Here is a 23,377-nt window from a genome sequence, read left to right as displayed (position 1 = left end):
CTGGCCAGGGCATAAGCTTTGCGCTCTGTGATCGAGCACCCTTTTTTGCCCAGGAGTCCCATGTCCAGCCAGTTCCCCGAAGCACGTCCACGCCGCCTGCGTCGCAATGCAAGCTTGCGCAGCCTGTTCCAGGAAACCGAATTCACCTTGAACGACCTGGTACTGCCGATTTTCGTCGAAGAAGAAATCGATGATTTTGTGCCGATCAAGAGCATGCCCGGCGTGGTGCGCATCCCTGAATCGAAGCTGGCCAGTGAGATCGAGCGCTATGCCCGTGCTGGCATCAGGTCGGTAATGACTTTTGGTGTGTCCCATCACTTGGACAACGACGGCAGCGACACTTGGAGCGAGCGCGGCCTGGTGTCGCGCATGGCCGGGATCTGCAAGGACGCGGTGCCGGAAATGATCGTGATGTCCGACACCTGCTTCTGTGAATACACCGATCATGGTCATTGCGGCGTCCTCCACGGCGATGAAGTGGACAACGACCGGACTTTGGTCAACCTGGGCAAGCAAGCCGTGGCGGCGGCCCGCGCCGGTGCCGATGTGATCGCGCCGTCGGCAGCCATGGACGGGCAGGTACAGGCGATTCGCAAGGCCCTGGATGACGCCGGTTTCAGCCAGACGGCAATCATGGCCTATTCCACCAAATTCGCTTCGGCGCTCTATGGCCCGTTCCGCGAGGCCGGCGGTAGCGCGCTCAAAGGCGACCGCAAGAGCTACCAGATGAACCCGATGAACCGCCGCGAAGCCTTGCGCGAATCCCTGCTCGACGAGCAGGAAGGTGCCGATGCGCTGATGGTCAAGCCGGCCGGTGCCTACCTCGATATCATCCGCGACATTCGCCAGGCGTCGAACCTGCCGCTGTCGGCGTATCAGGTCAGTGGCGAATACGCGATGATCAAATTCGCCGCCCAGGCCGGCGCCATTGACGAGGCCCGCGTGGTACGCGAGAGCCTTGGCGCCATCAAGCGGGCGGGGGCGGATCTGATTTTCACTTACTTCGCCATGGACCTGGCGCTGAGTGGGATCTGATCCGCCTGCATCAATGTTGCCAATGCCGCCGCCTTCGCGAGCAGGCTCGCTCCCACAGTGGTTTTGGGTTGGATGGGAAATCCAGGCACACCGCCATTCTCCTGTGGGAGCGAGCCTGCTCGCGATAGCGGTGGGTCAGCTTGTATCAGTATTGCCTGTGCCGCCGTCATCGCGAGCAGGCTCGCTCCCACAGTGGGCTATAGCTCACATTCACTTTTGATCGTATGGTTGCTCCGGAACAACAAACCCGATGGAGCCCCATGCAATTCAACCGATTGATGATCAGCCTCGCGGCGTTGCTGGCCCTGGCCGGTTGCGGTAGTCGTCAGGCCCAGGAGCCCGAGCGCCAACCCGCTGAGGTCAAGAAGCAGATCGTGCAATTATTGCCGGCCAAGACGACGGATCGCCAAGGTTGGGCGACTGACATCTACGTGGCCTTTGCGGCCCAGCAGATTCCGTCCACGACGCAGAATATCTGTGCGGTCCTGGCGGTGACCGAACAGGAGTCGACGTTCCAGGCCGACCCGCCAGTGCCGGGGCTGGGCAAGATCGCTCGTCAAGAGATCAACCGCCGGGCGGCGAAGGTGCACATTCCGGAGCTGTTGGTCAGCGGCGCGCTCCAGGTGCGTTCGCCCAATGGCAAAAGCTACAGCGATCGACTCAATGCGGCGCGTAGCGAGAAAGAGCTGAGCGGGATTTTCGATGATTTCATCGGCATGGTGCCGCTGGGCAAGACGCTGTTCGGCGGTTTCAATCCGGTGCACACCGGTGGCCCGATGCAGGTGAGCATCGCGTTTGCCCAAGCCAATGCGCGGGATTACCCCTATACGGTAGATGGTTCGATTCGTCGCGAAGTGTTCAGTCGCCGTGGCGGGATGTACTTCGGTATCGCGCATTTGCTGGGTTATCCGGTGAGCTATAGCGAGCCGTTGTATCGTTTCGCCGATTTCAACGCCGGGTGGTACGCCAGTCGCAACGCGGCTTTCCAGCATGCGGTCAGTGTGGCGTCGGGCATTTCCCTGGCGCTGGATGGCGATCTGGTTGCCCATGACTCGATCATGCCGGGCAGCACGGAGCTGGCGGTTCGCACGCTGGGCAAGTCGTTGGGGATGCGCAACCCGACCATTCGCGATCAGTTGGAGCAGGGCGATCGCCTGGCGTTCGAGGACAGCAAGCTCTACAAGCGGGTGTTCGAACTGGCTGAGCGCGCCGAGGGCAAGCCGTTGCCGCGGGCGATATTGCCGGGGATCGTGCTCAAGAGTCCGAAGATCACGCGCAAGCTGACCACGGCGTGGTTTGCCAAGCGGGTGGATGAGCGTTATCAGCGCTGCATGGCGCGGGCGGCGGGGCGTTAGCAGATGTCGGGGCATGAAAAAACCCGGTGGATGAGGCCGGGCTTTTAGGGGGGAGTCGTCTTGATGGGTGTGTCGGGCGGGCTACGCAGCGGCTTGTCGATCATTGCGGCCGCTGCGCGCCCGAGCGGGAGCAAGCTCCCTCGCCACGGGGTGTGTTGCCTATGACTTGCGTTGTTTTCAGGCATTACGGTCAAGCAACTCATGCGTGGTTTTCGATCAGGCGATCAGAACCACCTTCGGCTACACGGCGTTCCAGCAGGCGATCAGAACCACCTTCAGCTACGCGGTTTTCGATCAGGCGGTCGGAGCCACCTTCGGCAACGCGGCGTTCCAGCAGACGATCAGAGCCACCTTCAGCTACGCGGCGATCCAGCAGGCGATCAGCGCCACCTTCGGCGACGACGGGTTGCGAGGAGGCGGCGAATACGTTGGCGGCCAGTACGGAGAAAGCGAGGCTGAGGATGACTTGGCGTTTCATGATGGTGTGCTCCGGGGGTGCAGTGGTTTGTGTGGGGCCATTGTTGTCCCGGGCGATCATCAAGAGAACTTCATTGGCATGATGGTGAACATCGACGGCAGTGATAGCTCGATGTCGGTTGATCCAGCGAGGGTGTCCCCCTGGCGTGCGCGTCGTCCTTCGGGTGGAACACTGCCAGGTTTGCAGGTTCTACCGGGTAACCCACAGGCAGGAGGCAAGCTCATGTATCAGTTATTCGGTCACAGGCAATCCGGCTCGTCGGCGGTAGAGGTGGCCCTGGACCTTTGTGATGTGGCTTATCGGCGGGTCGATGCCTATTCGACGGAAGAAAGTGAAGCAGCGAAAGAGCTCGAGGCCCTCAACCCCCTGAAGCAGGTTCCGACGCTGCAACTGCCAGATGGCTCGGTGCTGACCGAGGCATCGGCGATTCTGATTCACCTCGGGCTGACCTTTCCCGCCTCGAAGCTGCTCCCTGACGACGCAGCCCAACGTGCGCAAGCCATACGAGGCCTGGTTTACATCGCGGCCAACTGCTACACCCCCATCGGCATCATCGATTTTCCGGAGCGCTGGCTGGACGATGCGGACGAAGAGACTCGGCAGCGCTTGGTATCAGGTACCCAGCAACGGCTCTACCGCAACTGGGCGCTGTTTGCCGACCAATTCCCGGCCCAACCGTTTCTCGGCGGTGCCGAGCCGGGGGCGTTGGATATCCTGGCGGCTGTGATCACCAAGTGGAGAAATACGCGAGAGGCGATGCTCAACGCCCGCCCGCAATTCTACGGATTGTTGGAGCGCATCGACCGCCATCCACGCGTGGCGCCGATACTGTCGCTGCATTGGCCGTTGTAGGAGCTGCGATCTTTCCCCTGACGCTTGAATCTCAAGCGAAAGATCAAAAGATCGCAGCCTCGCTTCGCTCGACAGCTCCTACAGGTCAAGGACAGACTTTGCGTACAGCCGCCTGCTCGACAAGGTCGACAAATTGCCGGACGTTCTGCTGATGGGCTGTCACCAGGTCGTCGATACTGGCGCCCGACGGTGTCTGCAGGCTACTGCGACAAACGAGGGGGCGGGTATCGCCGCCCAGGCTTCGTAGCCGCCATTGCACGTCCATGCGGGCGTAGCGGCCTGGGATCGAGTCAAAGCGCTGCACATCCACCCGCAGCGATGATTTCGGCGCGCCAGGGTTGCTCAGTTGTTCGTCCAGGCTGCTGTGCAGTTCATCCGCCAGGCTGGCGCCCCACCATTCGGTTTCGAGGATCGCCAACCCGCTGCTGCCCTGGCGAATGACCATCTGGGTGCGATCCACCTGGGGAGGAACGCTCACCTGTTCGATCTGGATGTCCATGCCAGAGCGTGACTGGCCTGCCGGCTGAACCGGGCTCAGGGTGTGGTAATGAATCGGATCGCTGCGACAGGCGCCGAGCAGCAGGGCCACGGCAACCAGGGTGAGTTTCAGCGTCAGTGGCATGGGGCGGGCTCCTGTGATCATTCTTTCACCGGCAAGGTAAGGTTCTGTGCCGGTGCGTCCTTGGGCCGGCCGCGAAGCAGCGATTCGGGGTGGCGACTCAGGTAGTCCGACAGCTCGCGCAACGAGCGCGACATGCGGCCCAGGTCGTCCAAGGTCTGGGTCAGTTGTTCACGCTGCGGCGAGTCTTCGGCCAGGGTCGAGTTGGCCGATTGCAGGGTCTTGCTGACGTCCTGCAAGGTGCTTTGCACGCCGGGCAAGGTCTTGCTGTTGAACTGGGCCAGGCCTTTGCGCAACTCCACCAGATTGCCATCCAGGTTGCCGGCGATGCTCTCCAATGGCAGTTTGTTGATCCGCTCGACCATCGTCTGCAGTTGTTCCTGCAATTGCTGCAGGCTGCCCGGGAGGGTTGGAATACGCACGGGGCGGGCGCTGGGGTCGAAGGCGACTTTTTCGGCCTTGGGGTAGAAGTCCAGCGAGATGTACAACTGCCCGGTCAGCAGGTTGCCGCTGCGGGCCTGGGCGCGCAGGCCGCGCTCGACAAAGCTGCCGATCAGGCGGGCACCGGCGGCTTCGTCTTCCGGATCGTGGTTGAGCGACTTGAGCAGTTTTTCATGGGCCTTGCCCAGGCGCTGAGGGTAGATCACCACGCCGACGTTGACCGGAAAGCTGCGTTGTTTCTCATCGAAATCCAGGTTGATGGCCACCACCCGGCCGACTTCAACGCCGAGGAACTCTACCGGTGCGCCGACTCGCAACCCGCGCAGTGCCTGGTCAAAACGCAGGGCCAGGTATTGTCCCTTGCCGTCGGGTGGAGCGAGGGCGCTCTGCTGGTCGGCAAACAATTCGAAGGTCTTGTCTTCGCTGGCAATGGTGTCGTTTGGACTGTATTCCGGTGCCCTGAACGCGATGCCGCCAAGCAGCAAGGCCGAGAGCGACTCGGTCTTGACGGCGAACCCGTTGGCGCCGACGTTCACGTCCACGCCGCTGACGTTCCAGAACCGGGTGTTTTCGGTGACGTACCGGTCGTTGGGCGCGTTGACGAACACGTCGATGTCGACGCCTTTGCCGTCGGCGTCCAGTGCATAGGACACGACCTGGCCCACCGGGATCTTGCGCAGGTACACCGGTGAGCCAATGTCCAGCGAACCGAGGTCCTGGGAGTGCAGGGTGAAGCGTTTGCCCGGTTCGCCATAGGTGATCGGCGGCGGGGCTTCCAGGCCGGTGAAGGATTTGGCGCGCACTTTCGACTGGCCAGCGTCGGCACCGATGAAATCGCCGGACAGCAGCGTGTCGATTCCCGAGATCCCACCGGCACCGATACGCGGCCGTACAACCCAGAACACCGAGTCTTCGTGGGTGAAGGTGTCGGCGGTCTTGGCGAGCTTGACGGTGGCGGTGACGTTCTTCTGGTCTTCACTCAATTGCACGTCGGTGACCTGGCCAATCACCACGTTGCGATATTTCACCTGGGTCTTGTTGGCGGTCAGGCCCTGGCCGGTCTTGAAGGTGATGGTGATCGTCGGGCCCTCCTGCAGCCAGTTGTTGACCACCAGGGAAATGCCCACCAGCACCGCGATGATCGGCACGATCCACACCAGCGACACCGTCCAGCGACGGGTGCTGACGTGAGCCCGACCGGGTGCGGGTTGTTGCCCGTCAGTGACTTGCGACTTCATCCATGGTCTCCTCGGAAGGTTGGGTGTCCCAGATCAGCCGGGGGTCGAAACTCATGGCCGACAACATGGTGAACAGCACCACGAGGCCGAAAAACAGGATACCCGGTCGCGGTTCGATATCGCTCAGTGCCTGGAACTTGACCAGGGCCGCCACCAGGGCCACCACCAGCACGTCGAGCATCGACCAGTAGCCGATGACTTCCACCAGTCGGTACAGCTTCGCCCGTTGGACCTGGGCCCAGGTGCTGCGCCGCTGTGCGGTCACCAGCAGCAGGGTCAACACGACGAACTTGATGCCGGGCACCGCGATGCTGGCGATGAAGATGATCAGGGCGATGTCCCACGCGCCGCTTTGCCAGAACTCGATGACGCCGCTGATGATCGTGCTGTCGGCGCCCTCGCCGAGCATCTGGGTGTTCATGACCGGAAGCAGGTTGGCCGGGATGTAGAACACCAGCGCGGCGAGCATGTAGGCCCAGGTGCGGGTGATGGCGTCGGGTTTGCGGCGATGCAGGGGAGCGTCGCAACGGGGGCAGGTATCGGGTTCGTCGGTCATGTCGCAGGCCAGGCCGCAACTGTGGCACAGGCACAGGTTCAGGTCGCGGGCCTCGGGCGGGGTGTCCAGCGGCTGGCCGCTCATAGGCTGTCCCACAGGTCGCGGACATCACGCCCGGCAATGCGGATCATCAACAGGCTCAAGGCCGCGAGGGCGAACAGGCCGATGCCCGGCAGCACGTCCAGCAGGCCGGCGAGCTTGATCACCGCCACCAGTGCGCCCAGCAGGCACACCTCCAGCATGCTCCAGGGCCGCAGGGTTTCCAGGCTGCGCATGCACAGGGCGAACCCCGGCGCCCGCCGCTGGAGGTAGGCATGGCCCAGGACCCAGAGCAGCAGCGCCAGCTGGAAGGCCGGTGCAATGATGATTGCCACCGCTGTCACCAGGGCGATGAAAGTGATGGGGCCCTGGCTCAGCGCCACGATGGAGTCCCACAATGTCGCGCTGTTGCTCAGGCCCTGGAGGCGGATGCTCATCACCGGATAAATGTTGGCGAAAGCCCACAACACCGCGGCCGTCACGCTCAAGGCCAGGCGCTGTTCGATGGTCAGGCCGTTGTAGCGCTGGATCACCGCGTGACAGCGCACGCACGCGGCTTTCTGGTGCGGAGCGAGCACAACCGGCTCGTACACCGCATCGCAATGTTCACAAATGATCAGTCGGTCGGTGGCGGCCATCGGGATGCTCGCAGGAACAACCCCTTCAATATAGAAGTGTGTTGAGAATGAGCAACCCGTTGCGACGGATCATTCGCCGCGAATGTATTGCTCCAGTTGTCGGATCAGGTCGGCCTGTTCGGCGATGGCTTCCTTGACCAGGTCACCGATGGACAGCAGCCCGACGAGTTTGCCGTCTTCTACCACCGGCAAATGTCGCAAGTGCTTCTCGGTCATGATGCTCAGGCAGGTCTCGACATTTTGGTGCGGGTCGATGGTGATCACCGGGGAGACCATGATGTCGCTGACCTTCGTGCCCACCGACGAGCGCCCGTGCAGGACCATTTTGCGTGCATAGTCGCGCTCGCTGATGATCCCCAGCACCTCATCGTTCTTCACCACCAGCAAGGCGCCGACATTTTTCTCGGCCATGCGCATCAGGGCCTGCAATACCATGTCGTCCGGTGAGATGGTGTGCACTTGCTGGTTCTTCTCGTCTTTTATCCGGAGCAACTGCGCGACGGTTTTCATGGGGAGCCTCGGGTGTTGTTTTTGCAGGTGGTTAAAGCATCGTAGACCCAACGGCGCAGAGCAAGCGGTAAAGCGGCGGCCAATCGTCCAAAAACGTCATTGCCGGTAAATTCACCACCGAAGTGACGCCATGCACCCTGTGGCGAGGGAGCTTGCTCCCGCTGGGCTGCGCAGCAGCCCCAGGTTGTTGGCATTCGCCCGATATACCGAGGTGGTCGGTTTTGGGGCTGCTTCGCACCCCAGCGGGAGCAAGCTCCCTCGCCACAAAAAGCAGGTGGGTGTCAGTTAAGCAGGTGGGTGGTGTGTCAGTTGGTCAGGTGAAGTCCCCCCGCCACAGGTAGAATCGTCGCCTACGCAAAATTCGAGGTTGCAGCGGTGGATCTACAGCAGGGCTTCGTCCTGACCCGGCATTGGCGCGACACCCCGGCCGGCACCGAAGTCGAGTTCTGGCTGGCGACCGACGCCGGTCCCCGGCGCGTGCGCCTGCCGGTGCAAACGTCGGTGGCCTTTGTGCCGCAGGTCCAGCGCGGCCAGCTCGAAGCCTTGCTGCAAGAGGAGAAGGACATCGAACTGCGCCCCCTGGACCTGCTGGATTTCGAGCATCGCCCGGTGCTGGGCCTGTATTGCCAGCAACATGCCCAGCTGATGCGCCTGGACACCACCTTGCGCCGCGCCGGTGTGGAGGTGTTCGAAGCGGACGTCAGGCCGCCGGAGCGCTACCTGATGGAGCGTTTCATCACCGCCCCGGTCTGGTTCGGCGGTACCCCGGCCGCGGATGGCCTGCTGGTCGATGCCCAGATGAAACCGGCGCCCGATTACCGTCCACCGTTGCGCCTGGTGTCGCTGGACATCGAAACCACCGCCCAGGGCGAGTTGTATTCCATTGCGCTGGAAGGCTGCGGCGAGCGCCAGGTCTACATGCTCGGGCCACCTAACGGCGACGATACCGGCGTGGACTTCCAGCTGGAATATTGCGAATCGCGCACGCTGCTGCTGAAAAAACTCAACGATTGGTTCGCCCGTTTCGACCCCGACGCGATCATCGGCTGGAACCTGGTGCAGTTCGACCTGCGGGTGTTGCATGAACATGCCCGGCGGCTGGCGGTGCCGTTGCGCCTGGGGCGCGGTGGCGAAGAAATGCAATGGCGCGAGCACGGCGCGCGCAACAACCACTTCTTCGCCTCGGCGGCCGGTCGGCTGATCATCGACGGCATCGAGTCCTTGCGCTCGGCCACTTGGAGTTTTCCGTCGTTCAGCCTGGAAAATGTTGCCCAGACGCTGCTGGGGGAGGGCAAGTCCATCGACAACCCGTACCAGCGCATGGACGAGATCAATCGCATGTTCGCCGAGGACAAGCCGGCCCTGGCCCGCTACAACCTCAAGGACTGCGAGCTGGTGACGCGGATCTTCGCCAAGACCGAACTGCTCAAGTTCCTCTTGGAGCGGGCCAGCGTCACCGGCCTGCCAGCGGACCGCAGCGGTGGTTCGGTGGCAGCCTTCACGCACCTGTACATGCCGCTGATGCACCGCCAGGGTTTCGTTGCCCCCAATCTTGGCCAGCGCCCGCCCGAGGCCAGCCCGGGCGGGTTTGTCATGGACTCTCAACCGGGGCTCTACGAGTCGGTGCTGGTGCTGGACTACAAAAGCCTGTATCCGTCGATCATCCGCACCTTCCTGATCGACCCGGTGGGCTTGATCGAAGGGCTGCGCCACCCGGATGACGACAAGTCGGTACCCGGCTTTCGCGGGGCGCGCTTCTCCCGTACTCGGCACTGCCTGCCGGCCATCGTCGCGCGGGTCGCCGAAGGCCGGGAAACCGCCAAGCGCGAACACAATGCGCCGCTGTCCCAGGCGTTGAAAATCATCATGAACGCATTCTATGGCGTGCTCGGCTCCAGTGGCTGTCGCTTCTTCGACACACGCCTGGCTTCGTCCATCACCCTGCGTGGCCACCAGATCATGCAGCACACCCGCCAGTTGATCGAAGCCCAGGGGCATTCGGTGATCTACGGCGATACCGATTCCACTTTCGTCTGGCTGCGCCGTGCCCACGGTCAGGAGGAGGCGGCCAAGATTGGTCGCGAGCTGGTGGCCCACGTCAACCAATGGTGGCGTGAACAGGTGCGTGCCGAGTTCGGGCTGGAAAGCGCGCTGGAGCTGCAGTTCGAAACGCATTTCAAGCGCTTCCTGATGCCGACCATCCGAGGTGCCGAGGAGGGCAGCAAGAAACGCTACGCCGGACTGGTGACTCGCGCCGACGGCAGCGATGAAATCGTCTACAAGGGTTTGGAAACCGTGCGGACCGATTGGTCGCCGCTGGCCCGGCAGTTCCAGCAGGAGCTGTACGGGCGGATCTTCCACCGCAAGCCCTACCAGGACTATGTGCGCGATTATGTGCAGCAGACCCTGTCCGGTGCCTTCGATGAGCGGCTGGTCTACCGCAAGCGCCTGCGTCGACCGCTGGACGACTATGAACGCAACGTCCCGCCCCATGTACGGGCCGCGCGGCTGGCCGATGAGTTCAACCAGCGCCAGGGCCGTCCGCGGCAATACCAGAATGGCGGCTGGATCAGCTATGTCATCACTGTCGCCGGTCCCGAACCGCTGGAAACCCGCAGCGCGCCAATCGATTACGACCACTACGTGACCAAACAGCTGCAGCCGGTGGCGGACGCGATCCTGCCGTTTGTGGACGATGACTTTTCAACGTTGGTGGGGGGGCAGATGGGGTTGTTCTAACGGCTGTCGTTTGCGAGGCGCCGGACTGCTTTTGTGGCGAGGGAGCTTGCTCCCGCTCGATTGCGCAGCGATCGCAAGGATAGTGGGGCCGCTACGCGACCCAGCGGGAGCAAGCTCCCTCGCCACAAAAAGCGTTTGATTTGCGAGGACTACACCATCGCCAACCGCTGCTTGCCCTGGGGCTGGGGAAAGATCAGGTCGAGGGCGGCCAGGTCCTGGGGCTCGAGCCGGATGTCGGCCGCTTCGGCATTCAGGCGCACATGCTCAGGCTTCACCGCCTTGGGAATGGCAATCACGTTGTCCTGGCGCAATAACCAGGCCAGTGCTATCTGGGCCGATGTTGCGCGATGGCGCTCGGCAATCTGCCCCAGGGTGTGATCCTTGAGCAAGTGCCCGCCCTGGCCGACAGGGCAGTAAGCCATGATCGGCATGCGTCGGTGCTGGCACCAAGGCAGTAGGTCGAATTCGATGCCGCGTTCCTGCAGGTTGTACAGCACCTGATTGGTGGCGCAGGCCGGAGAAGCCAGCTCCTCAAGGTCATCGACGTCAAGGTTCGACACCCCCCAACGGCCGATCTTGCCTTCTTCGCGCAGACGCTCGAACGCTTCGACGGTTTCTTCCAAGGGGTACTGGCCGCGCCAGTGCAACAGGTAAAGATCAATGTAATCGGTATCGAGCCGGCGCAAGCTGCGTTCGCAGGCCAGGGGAATGCCTTTGCGGCTGGCGTTGTGGGGATAGACCTTGCTCACCAGGAACACCTGGTCGCGCAAGCCGGTGATCGCTTCGCCGACGACGGTCTCGGCACCGCCTTCGGCATACATCTCTGCAGTGTCGATCAGGGTCATGCCCAGTTCGATCCCTAACCGCAGGGCGGCCACTTCTTTTTTGTGATGGGACGGTTCTTCACCCATGCGCCAGGTGCCCTGGCCAATGACCGGTACGGACACACCCGCCAATTCCAGCGTCCTCATGACTCTCTCCTGTTGTGCTGATCCATCATCCAATGGACAGCAGGATAGTAGGAGCTGGCGAAGCCTGCGATCTTTTGATTTTTCGCTCCAGACTCAATTGTCTGGGGAGAGATCGCAGCCTCGCTTCGCTCGACAGCTCCTACCGGTGTTGCGCAGCTTTTCTATTTCGTGGAGAACTTCAACACCATCGTCTGGGTGTAGGTCTGGCCCGGATCAAGCCGCGTCGAAGGGAAGTCCGGCTGATTTGGCGAGTCGGGGTAATGCTGGGTTTCCAGGGTGAACGCGCCCCAATGCGGATACACCTTGCCTTGCTTGCCCTTGACGGTGCCGTCGAGGAAGTTGCTGGTGTAGAACTGCACGCCAGGCTCGCTGGTGTAGAGCTGCAGGAGTCGTCCGGACTGCGGGTCATGCACCTCGGCGGCCAGTTTGTCCACATCGCCCTTGGCATCCAGCACCCAGTTGAAATCGAAGCCGCCCTGTTTCGGTTCGGCGAACTTGAGTTGTGGGTGATCAGCCTTGATGTGCGTGCCGATGGCGGTGGGCTTGGTGAAATCCATCGGTGTGCCGGCCACGGGGGCTAGCTCGCCGGTGGGAATGAGTTTGCCGGTGACCGGGGTGTAACGGGCCGCGTGCAGGGTCGCGACTTGTTTGAGAATGTCACCGTTGCCTGCACCCGCCAGGTTGAAATAGCTGTGGTTGGTCAGGTTCAACACGGTCGGTTTGTCGGTGGTGGCCTTGTAGTCGATGCGCAGCTCGTTCTTGTCGTTGAGGCTGTAGGTGACATCCGTCTTCAGGTTGCCGGGAAAGCCCATTTCGCCGTCCGCCGACAGGTACGTCAGGGTCACGCCCACCGAATCCTTGTCATTGCTCGGTTCGGCTTTCCAAACACGTTTGTCGAACCCTTGTGGCCCACCGTGCAAGGAATTGTCCTTGTCGTTCTGCGGCACCTGGTAACGCTTGCCATCCAGCTCGAACGCCCCACCGGCCAGGCGATTGCCAAAGCGGCCAATGGTCGCGCCGAAATACACGCTGCCGTTCTTCTGGTAGCCCTGCACATCGTCGAAGCCGAGCACGACATCAGCGGTCATGCCGTTTTTGTCCGGCACGATCAGCGACTGGAGGATCCCGCCATAGGTGATGACGGTCGCCTCGATGCCGTGGCTGTTGCGCAGGACGAATTTCTCAATCGCGGTGCCGTCGTCGGTCTTGCCGAAGGCAACGCGTTCATTGGTCAGGCCGGCGGCCTGTGAGGAGGTGGCAATCATCAGAGAGACTCCGAGGGCCGTGAGCAGATGTCTGGATTCAAGCATGGTGTGACCTTCCTTCCTGTTGTTTTGTTGTTGTTTTAACGCGGTCGAGTCCGTTACTTGGTCGGACAGCGATGAAGGTTTTTCTGTTCAGTAGTCTTTCTATTTGCGGGTAGGAAAGGGATTTATAGCTATAAATCGGGATTTATCAATTAAAAAGTAAGACTAATTGAGCGAAACGAGGCTTGCCCAAGCGAACGCTTTCACCTCGGGCGTCGCACTTTTGCGGTTTTTACAGCTCTATCCTTGGCCTGGAAGCGGCGACCCCCATCGCTTCCCCATGCCTAGATTGAGACTCGATGGCCGGTGTTTTTTCTTCTGTGACGAGGTTGCGCCAGGCCTGCATGGCCGGATTGGTTGGCGTGTCGATGCTGTTCAGCGGCGGCTGCAGCCATCAGCAGGGGCAGGACATGGTCACGCAGTTCAGCGAAGCCCGGCCCCAGGAGTTCTTGCAGACCAGCGTCGACCGCATGGCGACGTTGTCGATGCACGACAATTTGCAAAGCCTTTACCTGCTGATGAGCAAGCTGTACCTGCGCAACCCCGAGGAACTGCGCAAGTCCGGCTTTCTCGACGCCCGCACCGCGGAAAAACAGGTGCGCTTGGCCATCGAGCAGCAACAACCCTTGCCGACGTTGGGGGGCAAGAAGGACTTGGCCGCCCTGAGCTATGCCATGAGCCCGGAATTTCTCGGTGATCGGGTCGGGGCGTTCATCTATGCCATCGGCAGCATGCTGGTCACCGCTCACGGCAATCGCCTCGAGTTCTACATGACCGATACCATCGACCCGCGTTTTGTCAGCAACGCGGCGCGCAACATCGAAAAAGCCACTTGGCTGCTCAGTCAGCGGCAGAATAAGGACGGCACGCCGTTGCTGTTTTCCAATGAGATTTCGGAGGAGGGCAGTAACCTGAGTTTCGCCGTGGAGTTCGGCAAAATCGTCGCGCGATTGGACCTGCTGACCCAGATGCTCGATGAGCGTTACCGGCGCATCGGCTTGAACTACGCCCAGAGCCTGCTGTTCCTCAACTTTCTGCCGGTCCAGTGAGCTGAGAAAAAGGAATAAAGATAGATCACATCGATATAGGGGGTTATAAGAAAAATCGCTATGCTCGCGGCCAGATTTTTCACGCGGTCGTGTCGAGACGGGTTCAATGGATTTCGGTAATGTCGGTTTAGTCGTTGCGGGCCTGGTGGTCGGCTTCATCGTTGGAATGACCGGCGTTGGCGGTGGTTCACTGATGACCCCGATCCTGTTGTGGTTTGGTATCAACCCCGCGACAGCGGTGGGCACCGACCTGCTGTACGCGGCCATTACCAAATCTGGCGGCGTCCTGGTTCACGCAAAAAACCGCAATATCGATTGGGCAATCACCGGCTGGTTGACCCTGGGCAGCGTGCCGGCGGTCGGCTTGACGCTGTGGTTTCTCAGCAGCCTGCACAGCTCGCCCGACGCTATGAACGCGGTGATCAAACAAGCCTTGGGTTTTGTGTTGTTCGCCACCGCCCTGGCGATCCTGTTCAAGAAGCGCCTGCTGCAATTCGCCCATGATCGTGCTGGCGGTCATTACAACCCCTCCGGTTCACGACTCAATGTGCTGACGGTCATCACCGGCCTGGTGCTGGGCACGATGGTCGCGTTGACCTCCATCGGTGCTGGCGCCCTGGGCACTGTGGCGCTGTTCATTCTTTATCCGTTCTTGGTCACCAAGCGCCTGGTGGGCACCGAGATTGCCCACGCCGTGCCGCTGACCCTGGTGGCTGGCCTGGGCCATGCGAGCATGGGCAACATGGATTGGCATATCCTGGGTTTCCTGCTGATCGGTTCGTTGCCGGGGATCTACCTGGGCAGCCATTTGTCGGGACGCATCTCCGATGAGGTCCTACGGCCTTGCCTGGCGGTGATGCTGGCGATGATCGGCTTCAAACTCGCGTTCTGATTTGATCGGAGTCATGGGTCCATAGCCACAGTCATACCTGTAAACCAGGTACTGATGAGGCCAAGACCCATGAACAGCCCAGCCAGAGATCTGCTGCAACGTCTACGCCGGCGTGGCGCCGAGCCTCGCACCGACATTGCCGATATCCTGCGTCACCACGCCGAGCCATTGCCTGCCGAGGACAGCCCGGCCTTTGGTGAGATGTTCGATCGCTTCGCTGATGCCAAGGTCGTGTTGATTGGCGAGGCCAGCCACGGCACCCATGAGTTCTATCGGGCCCGTGCCGCCATTACCCGACACCTGATAGAGCATCACGGTTTCAATATCGTTGCCGTCGAAGCGGACTGGCCCGATGCCGGGCAAATCGACCGCTGTGTACGCGACTTGGGGCCGTCGGCGTGGAAGCAGCAGGCATTCGCCCGATTCCCAACCTGGATGTGGCGCAACTGCGAAGTCCAAGGCTTCGTCCGTTGGTTGCGCGATTACAATCTGGAGCAGCCCATGGGGCAAAGGGTGGAATTTCGCGGCCTGGACGTCTACAGCCTGCGTCACTCCATCGATGAGGTGCTGAACTATCTGGATACCAGCCATCCGGACATGGCCCGTGATGCCCGTCATCGTTATGGCTGCCTCACGCCGTGGCACGATGACCCGGCGCTGTATGGTCATTTCACCGAGCGCGGCAACCTGGCAACGTGTGAAGACGCCGTGGTCGAGCAGCTCAACAGCTTGTTGGCCAAACGCCTGGATCCGATGATCAGTGATGATGAGGCCTTCTTCAGCGCCACCCAGAACGCCCGGGTCGTGCGCGCCGCCGAACAGTACTACCGAGCCATGTACCGCGGGGGCAAGTCATCGTGGAACCTGCGGGACCGGCACATGTTCGACACCCTGCAAACCTTGTTGGAGCATCGGGGCCCTGATGCGAAGGCGTTGGTCTGGGCGCATAACTCCCACATCGGCAATGCCGCCGCGACACGCATGGGCTGGGAAGGGGAGTTCAATATTGGCCAGCTATGCCGCATGGCTTATGGCCGCGATGTGGTGTTGCTGGGCATGGGCACCGATCATGGCAGCGTCGCGGCGGCGGACGACTGGGATGCGCCGATGAAGATCAAACAGGTGCGGCCAGCGTTGCCCGGCAGTTGGGAGCACCAGTTCCTCCAGGCCGGTGTGCGTGCCTCGTTGACGCAATGGCGCACCCATCCTGACGAGGCGCTCCTGGACGCGCTGTCCGAACCACTGCTCGAACGCGCGATTGGTGTGATCTACCGCCCTGAAACCGAGCGTCAGAGCCATTATTTCGAAGCGGTGCTGGCCGAGCAGTTCGACGCCTGGCTCTGGTTCGAACAGAGCGAAGCCGTTACGCCATTGCCGGCGCCGCAGGTCCTGGAACACGAGGAGGATACGTTCCCGTTTGGCCTCTGAACGCTGTGCAGGGCGGTTGCGCAATGAACGTGCTCGCCTAAGCTTCAAGGCAGGCAGGCGCAGTATCGGGCGACGCTCGCGGAACAATCACCGCCCTGTGCAATCAGTACAGCGTAACTATCAAAAGGAGAGGCGCATGCTCATTCGGTCGTTGACCTTCGCTACCTTGCTGGCCATCGCCGGCCCTCTGTTCGCTGCCGATGGCGACTCCCCTCTGGTGGCGGAAGTCGGCAAGTCGCGTTCCCTGATCGTCATTGCGCCCAGCACGGTCGACCCGGCCTGGGTCAGCCTGAAAAAGGCCTTGGATGAACCAGCGGGCAAGCAGGGTTTTTCCGAGCGCAACATGGTGCTCTACACCGTGCTCAATACCATCGGCCAGCGCGATGGCAAGGACCTGGACCCGCAAAGCACCATGGCACTGATTCGCTCCCTCAAGCTGGGCGCCGGTGCCCAGACCAAGATCATCCTGGTGGGCAAGGACGGGGAAAAGAAACTCGAGCATTCCGGCGCGATTGAATTGAAGGACCTCTTCGACACCGTCGATAAACTCCCCGCCGCGGAAAAAGAAGCAACGCCACCAGCGCCCCCTCCCACGCCCGAGCCTGCACCGGCCAAGGATGCGAAAGGCACCAAGCCTGGCAAGGCCGCCAAGCCGGCGGCGGCGCCGAAGCCCTTGGAAGATTGACTCCCGCTAGCGCCGAGGCCGCTTTTGTGGCGAGGGAGCTTGCTCCCGCTGGGCTGCGCAGCAGCCCTCTGCTTTTTTTCAATGGATTATCGAATGACTGGTTTGGGACCGCTGCGCGACCCAGCGGGAGCAAGCTCCCTCGCCACAGAGAAACTCATCACCCCGAGGCGTCATGAGTTATTGCTGTTCCAACGCCATCAGGATCCGATGCGCCGCCTTCACCCGTTCCTCGATCGGGTAGTTCTTGTTGGCAAGCATGACGATCCCCATGTCCTTGCCAGGCACGAACGCCGCGTACGCGCCAAAACCGTTGGTGGAGCCGGTCTTGTTGATCCAGGCGCCGTCCGGTGCTGGAAGGGGTGGGTTCAAAGCTTCGACTTTTTGAGGCGTCAGGGCCATCTGCGGTGTGTTGCCGGCGAGCAGGTCATCCAAGCTGAACGGCGCGGGGTAGAACTCCCAGCCCAGTCCCTGGTTCATCCCGCCAACCCTGTAGAAACCGGTATGGGTCGTGGCGATGGCCTGCTTCAAATCCGCGTCCAGTTTGTCAGGTCGCAGGTTGGCCTCGATGAAACGAAGCAGGTCCGACGAGCTGGTTTTCACCCCGTAAGCCTCGGCGTCCAGGGCGCCAGGGCCGACCCGCACGGGCTTGCCGTCCTTTGCATAGCCTTGGGCGTATCGGTCCATTTGATCCTGCGGTACCCGGACATAGCTGTGCTTGAGGCCCAACCCCGGCATCAGCGTGCGCTCCATCACGTCGTCAAAAGGTTGCCCCAGGCTGCGGGCCGCCAGATAGCCGAACAGGCCGATGCTCGGGTTTGAATAAAGTCGCTGGGTGCCGGCCGGGTAGAGCGGCTTCCAGGTCTTGTAATAACTGAACATCCGGTCCGGATGATCCGCCTCGTCGGGAAACTGCAAGGGCAGGCCGCCAGCGGTGTAGGTAACGAGATCGAGCAGGCGGCTGCCCTCCAAGGCGCTGCCGCGCAGCTCAGGGGCAAAGCGACTGGCCGGATCCGTCAGGGCCAGTTTTCCCCGGGCCTGGGCATAGGCACCGAGGGTGGCGGTGAAGGTCTTGCTGACCGAGCCGATTTCGAAAAGGGTCTGGTCGGTGACCGGCTTTTTCGTGTCCTTGGCGGCCACGCCGTAGTTGAAATAATGGCGTTGGCCGTTGTAGGTGATCGCCACGGCCAAGCCGGCGATGGCCTGTTGTTTCATCAGTGGCTGGATGACGGCATTGACCGTGTCTTCAATGCGCTCCTGGGCAAACCCTGTGGACGTCCCGCAGGCCAGGAGAAGAGTCCCGGCGAGTATCGATCTGGCAATGTGCATGGTGCAGCGCTCTCGTTGGCCTTCCTGGAGGGGGGACAATCTAGGGCGTTTCTGGCTGCCCGGCAATCCGAGGCTATCAAGGCTGAGGCATGTTTCTGAGTCTTCCTATAGGGCGGGGGGAACCTTCCTACAAAATCGCCGGTTGCCCGACGCGGCCAGGCTTCAAGCCAAACCACACAAAGCGGCGGCTGCCGGGTAAACTTGCGCTCTTTCTAAAGGAGTTCACATGAGTTACTACCAGCCCGGCATTCTCGCCACCCCTGTTCCGCCTCAGGCCCGTCATTTGTTTTTTGCCTTGGAATCGGTCGAGGCACTGCCGGCTGCGCTAGACAAACTCCTGTTGCTGCTCGATGGCCGGGCCGTGGTTGGCTTCGGCGAATCGTTGGTCCAGGCGCTGGGCGCCCAGGTCGATGGCCTGCGGGCTTTTCCGGCGTTGGCCGGCGTCGGCGTGGACAACCCCTCGACCCAGCATGCCCTGTGGTGCTGGTTGCACGGTGAAGACCGCGGCGAGCTGATGCACCGCAGTCGCGCCATCGAAGCGGCGCTGGCCCCGGCACTGCGCCTGGTGCAGATGAACGAAACCTTCCGCCACATGACCGGCCACGATTTGACCGGCTATGAAGACGGCACCGAAAACCCTCACGACGAAGCGGCCATCGCTGCCGCCCTGGCCCAGGGCGCCGATGGGTTGCGCGGAGGCAGTTTCGCCGCGATCCAGCAGTGGCAGCACGACCTGGACGGTTTCGCGGCGATGCAGCCCCATGAGCGCGACAACATCATGGGCCGGCGCCTGAGCGACAACGAAGAACTCGACGACGCGCCGGAATCGGCTCACGTCAAGCGCACCGCCCAGGAGAGCTTCGCCCCGGAGGCCTTCGTGGTCCGGCGTTCCATGCCTTGGATCGAAGGCGACCGTGCTGGGCTGATGTTCCTGGCGTTTGGTTTCTCCCTCGATGCCTTCGAGGCGCAATTGCGGCGCATGAGTGGCCTGGAAGACGGCATCACCGATGGCCTGTATCGCATGAGCCGGCCGATCACCGGTGGTTACTACTGGTGCCCGCCGCTGTTGGATGGACGCCTGGATCTGCGCGCCCTGGCCCGGTAAGCGCAGCGGTTTTGCAAAGCGTGACGTGAACGCTATTCTTGGGCCGCACGTCTATCCGTGGAATGGGGAGAAGCAAGCGTGGATAAAGTCATCGTCATCACCGGTGGCGGCCGCGGAATCGGGGCGGCCACGGCGCTGTTGGCTGCCGAAGCGGGCTATCGGATCTGCATCAATTACCAGTCTGATGAAAGTGCCGCGCAAGAGGTGCTCGAACAGGTTCGGGCCAAGGGCGCACAGGCAATTGCCGTGCGGGCCGACGTGAGCATCGAAGATGAAGTCATCGGCCTGTTCAATCGGGTCGATGCCGAACTGGGACGTGTCACCGCCCTGGTGAATAACGCCGGTACGGTTGCCCATAAGTCCCGACTCGATGAAATGTCCGAATTCCGCATCCTCAAGATACTGAAGACCAACGTGCTGGGGCCGATCCTGTGCGCCAAGCACGCGGTGCTGCGCATGTCGCCCAAACATGGCGGGCAGGGCGGCAGCATCGTCAACGTCTCGTCGGTGGCCGCCCGCCTGGGCTCGCCGGGAGAATACGTCGACTACGCGGCCTCCAAGGGCGCGCTGGACACCTTCACTGTCGGCCTGTCCAAGGAAGTGGCCGGCGAAGGCATTCGCGTCAACGCGGTGCGTCCCGGCTATATCTACACCGACTTTCATGCCCTGAGCGGCGATCCGGATCGGGTCAGCAAGCTGGAGTCGGCGATTCCCATGGCCCGTGGCGGGCGTCCGGATGAAGTGGCCGAGGCGATTATCTGGCTGCTGTCGGACAAGGCTTCGTATGCGACCGGGACGTTTGTGGATTTGGGGGGCGGGCGCTGACCTCGGGGTTTTTCGTTGTCTGCACTGGCCTCTTCGCGAGCAAGCCCGCTCCCACATTGTTCCCCCGCGGTCACATATTTCATGTACGCAGTAGATCCACTGTGGGAGCGGGCTTGCTCGCGAAGGCAACTTTCAGAGCGACATCGTATTCAAAACGACCGAATAATCCGCCCCAACGTCTCCATGGCCTTTTCCGAGGCTTCAGTCCACGGGCTGCCATAGTTCAAGCGGATGCAATTCCTGAAGCGCCGGGTCGGTGAAAAGATCGGGCCCGGGGCGATGCTGATGCCTTGGGCCAGGGCCATCTGGAACAGCTTCAGTGAATCCATCTGCTCGGGCAGCTCCAGCCACAGGAAGTAGCCACCCGCGGGCTGGCTGACCCGGGTCTGGGCCGGGAAATAGCGGGCGATGGCGGCGAGCATCGCGTTTTGCTGTTCTTCCAGGGCGTAGCGCAGCTTGCGCAGGTGACGGTCGTAGCCACCGTGTTGCAGGTAGTCGGCGATGGCGGCCTGGGCCGGCATCGAGGCGCACAGCGAGGTCATGAGCTTGAGCCGTTCGATCTTCTGCGCGTAGCGCCCGGCGGCGACCCAGCCGATGCGATAACCCGGCGCGAGGCTCTTGGCGAACGAACCGCAATGCATCACCAGCCCTTCGGTGTCGAACGCCTTGGCGGGCTTGGGGGCCTGCTGGCCGTAATAGAGTTCGGCGTAGACGTCGTCCTCGATCAGCGGCACCTGATGACGACGCAACAACTCTACCAGCGCCTGTTTCCGTTCCTCGGGCATCGTTGCGCCCATGGGGTTCTGGAAACTGGTCATGCACCAGCAGGCCTTGATCGGGTGACGCTCCAGTGTCTGCTCCAGCACGTCCAGGTCGATACCGTCGCGTGGGTGGACCGGAATCTCCACCGCCTTGAGCTTGAGCCGTTCCAGGACCTGCAGGCTGGCATAGAACGCCGGCGCCTCGATCGCCACCAGGTCGCCGGGCTCGGTCACGGCTTGCAGGCACAGGTTCAAGGCTTCCAGGGCTCCGTTGGTGACCAGCAGTTCTTCCATGGGCAGCATCAGCCCGCCAACCATGTAGCGCAGGGCGATCTGGCGACGCAGTTGCGGATTGCCCGGTGACATGTCCGTGACCACCATCCGCGGGTCCATGTCCCGTGTTGCACTGGACAGCGAGCGGGACAGCCGTTGCAACGGGAACAGCGTCGGGCTGGGGAATGCCGAGCCGAACGGTACGGTGTTCGGGTCCTTGATCGAATCCAGGACTGAAAACACCAACTCGCTGACGTCGACTTCGGTGGACTCGTGCACTTGGCTGCTGATCGCCGGCTCGGAAAACGGGCTCGGTGCATGGGTGTTGACGAAGTAGCCGGAGCGCGGCCGGGCCCGGATCATGCCGCGTCGCTCCAACAGGTAATAGGCCTGGAACACCGTGGACGGGCTGACGCCGTAGGTCTGGCTGGCGTAGCGCACCGACGGCACGCGCTGGCCCGGCCCCAGCATGCCCGAGCGGATCAGTTCAGCGATGTCGTCGGCGAATTTTTCGTAGCGTTTCATGGTGGGGCCCAGTCTCGAATGACGCGTGGTTTGCGCTTTTTAAACTGTGGGAGCGAGCGTGTGGGAGCAAAGCTTGCTCGCGATACAGGCGACACAAATCAACAGTAAGGTCGTGTCATCGTTCTTCGCGAGCAAGCTTTGCTCCCACAGGCTTGCCCTCACAGGCTCGCTCCCACAGGTGCCCGGCATCTTACGGGTTCAACGATTCATCGGTGCGACAAAACGGCTCTTGGCCACGCTGTTGTTGTCCGGCTCGTCACTGTCGGCGACCTTGAAGGTCATTTCCAGGGAACCTTTGCCGGGCCGTTCGCTTTGCATCGCCACCGACACCGGCACATCGACGATTTCCCCCGGGGCCAGGCTCAACCGGGTCTTGCCCTGCAGGACGAAGCCGTCGCCGTCCACCAGGGACAGCTGATAGTCCTGGCGCTGCTGGGTCTTGTTGATGATTTTCAGGCTGTAGATATTCTCGATCTGGCCGGCGCTGTTTTCGCGGAACAGGCCGCGGTCCTTGCTGACGTCCAGTGACACCATGGGCCGTTGCACCAGCGCCACGGCCAGCGCGCCGATCATCACCAGGAGCACGGCGGTATAGCCGATCAGTCGCGGGCGCAGCAGGTGAGTCTTGCCCCCCTGCAATTGATGTTCGGAGGTGTATTTGATCAGGCCACGGGCGTAACCCATCTTGTCCATGATCGAGTCGCAGGCATCGATGCAGGCGGCGCAGCCAATGCATTCCATCTGCAAGCCGTCACGGATGTCGATGCCGGTGGGGCAGACCTGCACGCACATCTGGCAGTCGATGCAATCGCCCAGGCCAATATTGGCCGGGTTCACCTCGCGTTTGCGCGGGCCGCGGATTTCGCCGCGGGCCGTGTCGTAGGAAATGGTCAAGGTGTCCTTGTCGAACATCACGCTCTGAAAACGTGCATAAGGGCACATGTGCATGCACACCGCCTCACGCAGCCAGCCGGCGTTGAGGTAGGTGGCGGCGGTAAAGAACAGCACCCAGAACAAGCTCACGCCCGCCATTTGCAGGGTCAGCAGTTCCTCGGCCAAGGGGCGGATCGGCGTGAAGTAGCCCACGAACGTCAGGCCGGTGAGCAGGCTGATGGCCAACCACAAGGTGTGCTTGGCGCTGCGGCGCAACAGTTTGTTCAGGCCCCACGGCGCCGCTTGCAGCTTGATCCGCTGGTTGCGTTCGCCTTCGGTGATTTTCTCGCACCACATGAACAGCCAGGTCCAGGAACTCTGTGGGCAGGTGTAGCCGCACCATACGCGACCGGCAAACACGGTGATCGCGAACAGGCCGAAGGCAGCGATGATCAACAGCGCCGACAGCAGGATGAAATCCTGGGGCCAGAAGGTCGCGCCGAAGATATGGAATTTGCTTTCGGAAAGGTCCCAGAGCACCGCCTGGCGGCCGCCCCAGTTCAACCACACCGTGCCGAAGAACAGCAGGAACAGAACCCCCGCACCGCTGATGCGCAAGGTGCGGAACAAGCCGGTGAAGCTGCGGGTGTGGATCAGGGCGTCGGTGGTCCTGGCCTTGATCTTGGTTGGCGCAGGTTCGAACGTCTGTATCAACTGGACGGGGATTCTATCGCTCATGGTCGGTCGCTCATCAGCCTCTATCTGGCCGGCGCACTATGACCATGGAACTGTTTGCATAACAGACTCAGGTGTTTCGATAAAAACCGGATCAGATGCCGCGAAGCCCAGGCGCTGCG

General features: G+C 61.7%; 20 protein-coding genes and 1 pseudogene. 10 read left to right on the top strand and 11 right to left on the bottom strand.

Going from position 1 to position 23,377, the window contains the following annotated elements; all coding sequences use genetic code 11:
• Positions 1-60 precede the first annotated feature (60 nt).
• On the top strand, positions 61-1,035 hold the full coding sequence (gene hemB / locus HU767_RS17420) for a porphobilinogen synthase (RefSeq protein WP_186710862.1): 975 nt from the start codon (positions 61-63) through the stop codon (positions 1,033-1,035).
• Between the two features lie 260 nt (positions 1,036-1,295).
• Complete coding sequence (locus HU767_RS17415; protein ID WP_186730091.1) at positions 1,296-2,390, top strand: DUF1615 domain-containing protein; 1,095 nt, start codon at positions 1,296-1,298, stop codon at positions 2,388-2,390.
• A 208-nt stretch (positions 2,391-2,598) separates the two neighbouring features.
• Here the strand turns inward: HU767_RS17415 and HU767_RS17410 are convergent.
• A pseudogene (locus HU767_RS17410) lies at positions 2,599-2,868 on the bottom strand (hypothetical protein); the annotation flags it as partial.
• Positions 2,869-3,090: 222 nt separating this feature from the next.
• Here HU767_RS17410 and HU767_RS17405 point away from each other — a divergent pair.
• A complete protein-coding gene (locus tag HU767_RS17405) occupies positions 3,091-3,720 on the top strand; it encodes a glutathione S-transferase family protein (RefSeq protein WP_186708663.1) in 630 nt (209 codons plus the stop codon).
• Between the two features lie 85 nt (positions 3,721-3,805).
• Here HU767_RS17405 and HU767_RS17400 read toward each other — a convergent pair whose 3' ends face one another.
• From HU767_RS17400 to HU767_RS17380, 5 genes are all read right to left on the bottom strand, one after another.
• The gene (locus HU767_RS17400; RefSeq protein WP_186730089.1) at positions 3,806-4,342 is read right to left on the bottom strand and encodes a PqiC family protein; all 537 of its coding nucleotides are present in this window, start codon (positions 4,340-4,342) and stop codon (positions 3,806-3,808) included.
• A gap of 17 nt (positions 4,343-4,359) precedes the next feature.
• Positions 4,360-6,018, bottom strand: coding sequence for an MlaD family protein (locus HU767_RS17395; protein ID WP_186730088.1), 1,659 nt, complete (start codon positions 6,016-6,018; stop codon positions 4,360-4,362).
• Complete coding sequence (locus HU767_RS17390) at positions 5,999-6,658, bottom strand: paraquat-inducible protein A (protein ID WP_186708494.1); 660 nt, start codon at positions 6,656-6,658, stop codon at positions 5,999-6,001. Before HU767_RS17390 ends, HU767_RS17395 begins: the two co-directional genes overlap by 20 nt.
• Positions 6,655-7,251 (bottom strand): paraquat-inducible protein A, encoded by a 597-nt coding sequence (locus tag HU767_RS17385; protein ID WP_186708496.1) that lies wholly within the window; start codon positions 7,249-7,251, stop codon positions 6,655-6,657. Before HU767_RS17385 ends, HU767_RS17390 begins: the two co-directional genes overlap by 4 nt.
• A 69-nt stretch (positions 7,252-7,320) precedes the next feature.
• Positions 7,321-7,761, bottom strand: a complete 441-nt coding sequence (locus tag HU767_RS17380) for a CBS domain-containing protein (RefSeq protein ID WP_030138503.1) — start codon at positions 7,759-7,761, stop codon at positions 7,321-7,323.
• Between the two features lie 375 nt (positions 7,762-8,136).
• Here HU767_RS17380 and HU767_RS17375 point away from each other — a divergent pair, with 375 nt between their 5' ends.
• Positions 8,137-10,500, top strand: a complete 2,364-nt coding sequence (locus tag HU767_RS17375) for a DNA polymerase II (protein WP_186730087.1) — start codon at positions 8,137-8,139, stop codon at positions 10,498-10,500.
• A gap of 149 nt (positions 10,501-10,649) precedes the next feature.
• Here HU767_RS17375 and HU767_RS17370 read toward each other — a convergent pair whose 3' ends face one another.
• Positions 10,650-11,471, bottom strand: coding sequence for an aldo/keto reductase (locus HU767_RS17370; protein WP_186730086.1), 822 nt, complete (start codon positions 11,469-11,471; stop codon positions 10,650-10,652).
• Positions 11,472-11,632: 161 nt separating this feature from the next.
• Positions 11,633-12,781 (bottom strand): aldose epimerase family protein, encoded by a 1,149-nt coding sequence (locus tag HU767_RS17365; protein ID WP_186730085.1) that lies wholly within the window; start codon positions 12,779-12,781, stop codon positions 11,633-11,635.
• A 341-nt stretch (positions 12,782-13,122) separates the two neighbouring features.
• Between HU767_RS17365 and HU767_RS17360 the strand changes: the two genes are divergently transcribed.
• The 4 genes from HU767_RS17360 (at position 13,123) to HU767_RS17345 (ending at position 16,832) form a co-directional block, all read left to right on the top strand.
• Positions 13,123-13,827, top strand: coding sequence for a hypothetical protein (locus HU767_RS17360; protein ID WP_238349492.1), 705 nt, complete (start codon positions 13,123-13,125; stop codon positions 13,825-13,827).
• 106 nt (positions 13,828-13,933) lie between these two features.
• Complete coding sequence (locus HU767_RS17355) at positions 13,934-14,719, top strand: sulfite exporter TauE/SafE family protein (RefSeq protein ID WP_186708523.1); 786 nt, start codon at positions 13,934-13,936, stop codon at positions 14,717-14,719.
• Positions 14,720-14,788: 69 nt separating this feature from the next.
• Positions 14,789-16,147, top strand: a complete 1,359-nt coding sequence (locus HU767_RS17350; RefSeq protein WP_186730083.1) for an erythromycin esterase family protein — start codon at positions 14,789-14,791, stop codon at positions 16,145-16,147.
• A gap of 136 nt (positions 16,148-16,283) precedes the next feature.
• Entirely contained in the window at positions 16,284-16,832 is a 549-nt protein-coding gene (locus HU767_RS17345) for a DUF4174 domain-containing protein (protein ID WP_186730082.1), read from the top strand.
• 177 nt (positions 16,833-17,009) lie between these two features.
• On the opposite strand, the gene ampC is transcribed toward HU767_RS17345, so the two are convergent.
• Positions 17,010-18,158 carry a class C beta-lactamase gene (ampC, locus tag HU767_RS17340; RefSeq protein WP_186730081.1) on the bottom strand — a complete coding sequence of 383 codons (1,149 nt, stop codon included), beginning with the start codon at positions 18,156-18,158 and terminating at the stop codon, positions 17,010-17,012.
• A gap of 226 nt (positions 18,159-18,384) precedes the next feature.
• Between ampC and HU767_RS17335 the strand changes: the two genes are divergently transcribed.
• Both HU767_RS17335 and HU767_RS17330 read left to right on the top strand, forming a co-directional pair.
• A complete protein-coding gene (locus HU767_RS17335; protein WP_186708538.1) occupies positions 18,385-19,263 on the top strand; it encodes a Dyp-type peroxidase in 879 nt (292 codons plus the stop codon).
• A gap of 78 nt (positions 19,264-19,341) precedes the next feature.
• The gene (locus HU767_RS17330; RefSeq protein ID WP_186708540.1) at positions 19,342-20,088 is read left to right on the top strand and encodes an SDR family oxidoreductase; all 747 of its coding nucleotides are present in this window, start codon (positions 19,342-19,344) and stop codon (positions 20,086-20,088) included.
• A 149-nt stretch (positions 20,089-20,237) separates the two neighbouring features.
• Here HU767_RS17330 and mapR read toward each other — a convergent pair whose 3' ends face one another.
• Together mapR and ccoG are read right to left on the bottom strand one after the other, a co-directional pair.
• Positions 20,238-21,647: a GntR family transcriptional regulator MpaR gene (gene mapR / locus HU767_RS17325; protein ID WP_186730080.1), complete on the bottom strand. Its 1,410-nt coding sequence runs from the start codon at positions 21,645-21,647 to the stop codon at positions 20,238-20,240.
• Positions 21,648-21,845: 198 nt separating this feature from the next.
• Positions 21,846-23,258 (bottom strand): cytochrome c oxidase accessory protein CcoG, encoded by a 1,413-nt coding sequence (gene ccoG, locus HU767_RS17320; RefSeq protein WP_186708550.1) that lies wholly within the window; start codon positions 23,256-23,258, stop codon positions 21,846-21,848.
• Between the last annotated feature and the right edge of the window lie 119 nt (positions 23,259-23,377).

The sequence above is a fragment of the Pseudomonas sp. SWRI179 genome (genome assembly GCF_014268705.1).
GTDB lineage: Bacteria > Pseudomonadota > Gammaproteobacteria > Pseudomonadales > Pseudomonadaceae > Aquipseudomonas > Aquipseudomonas zanjanensis.
This window is presented reverse-complemented; position numbering and strand designations above follow the sequence as displayed.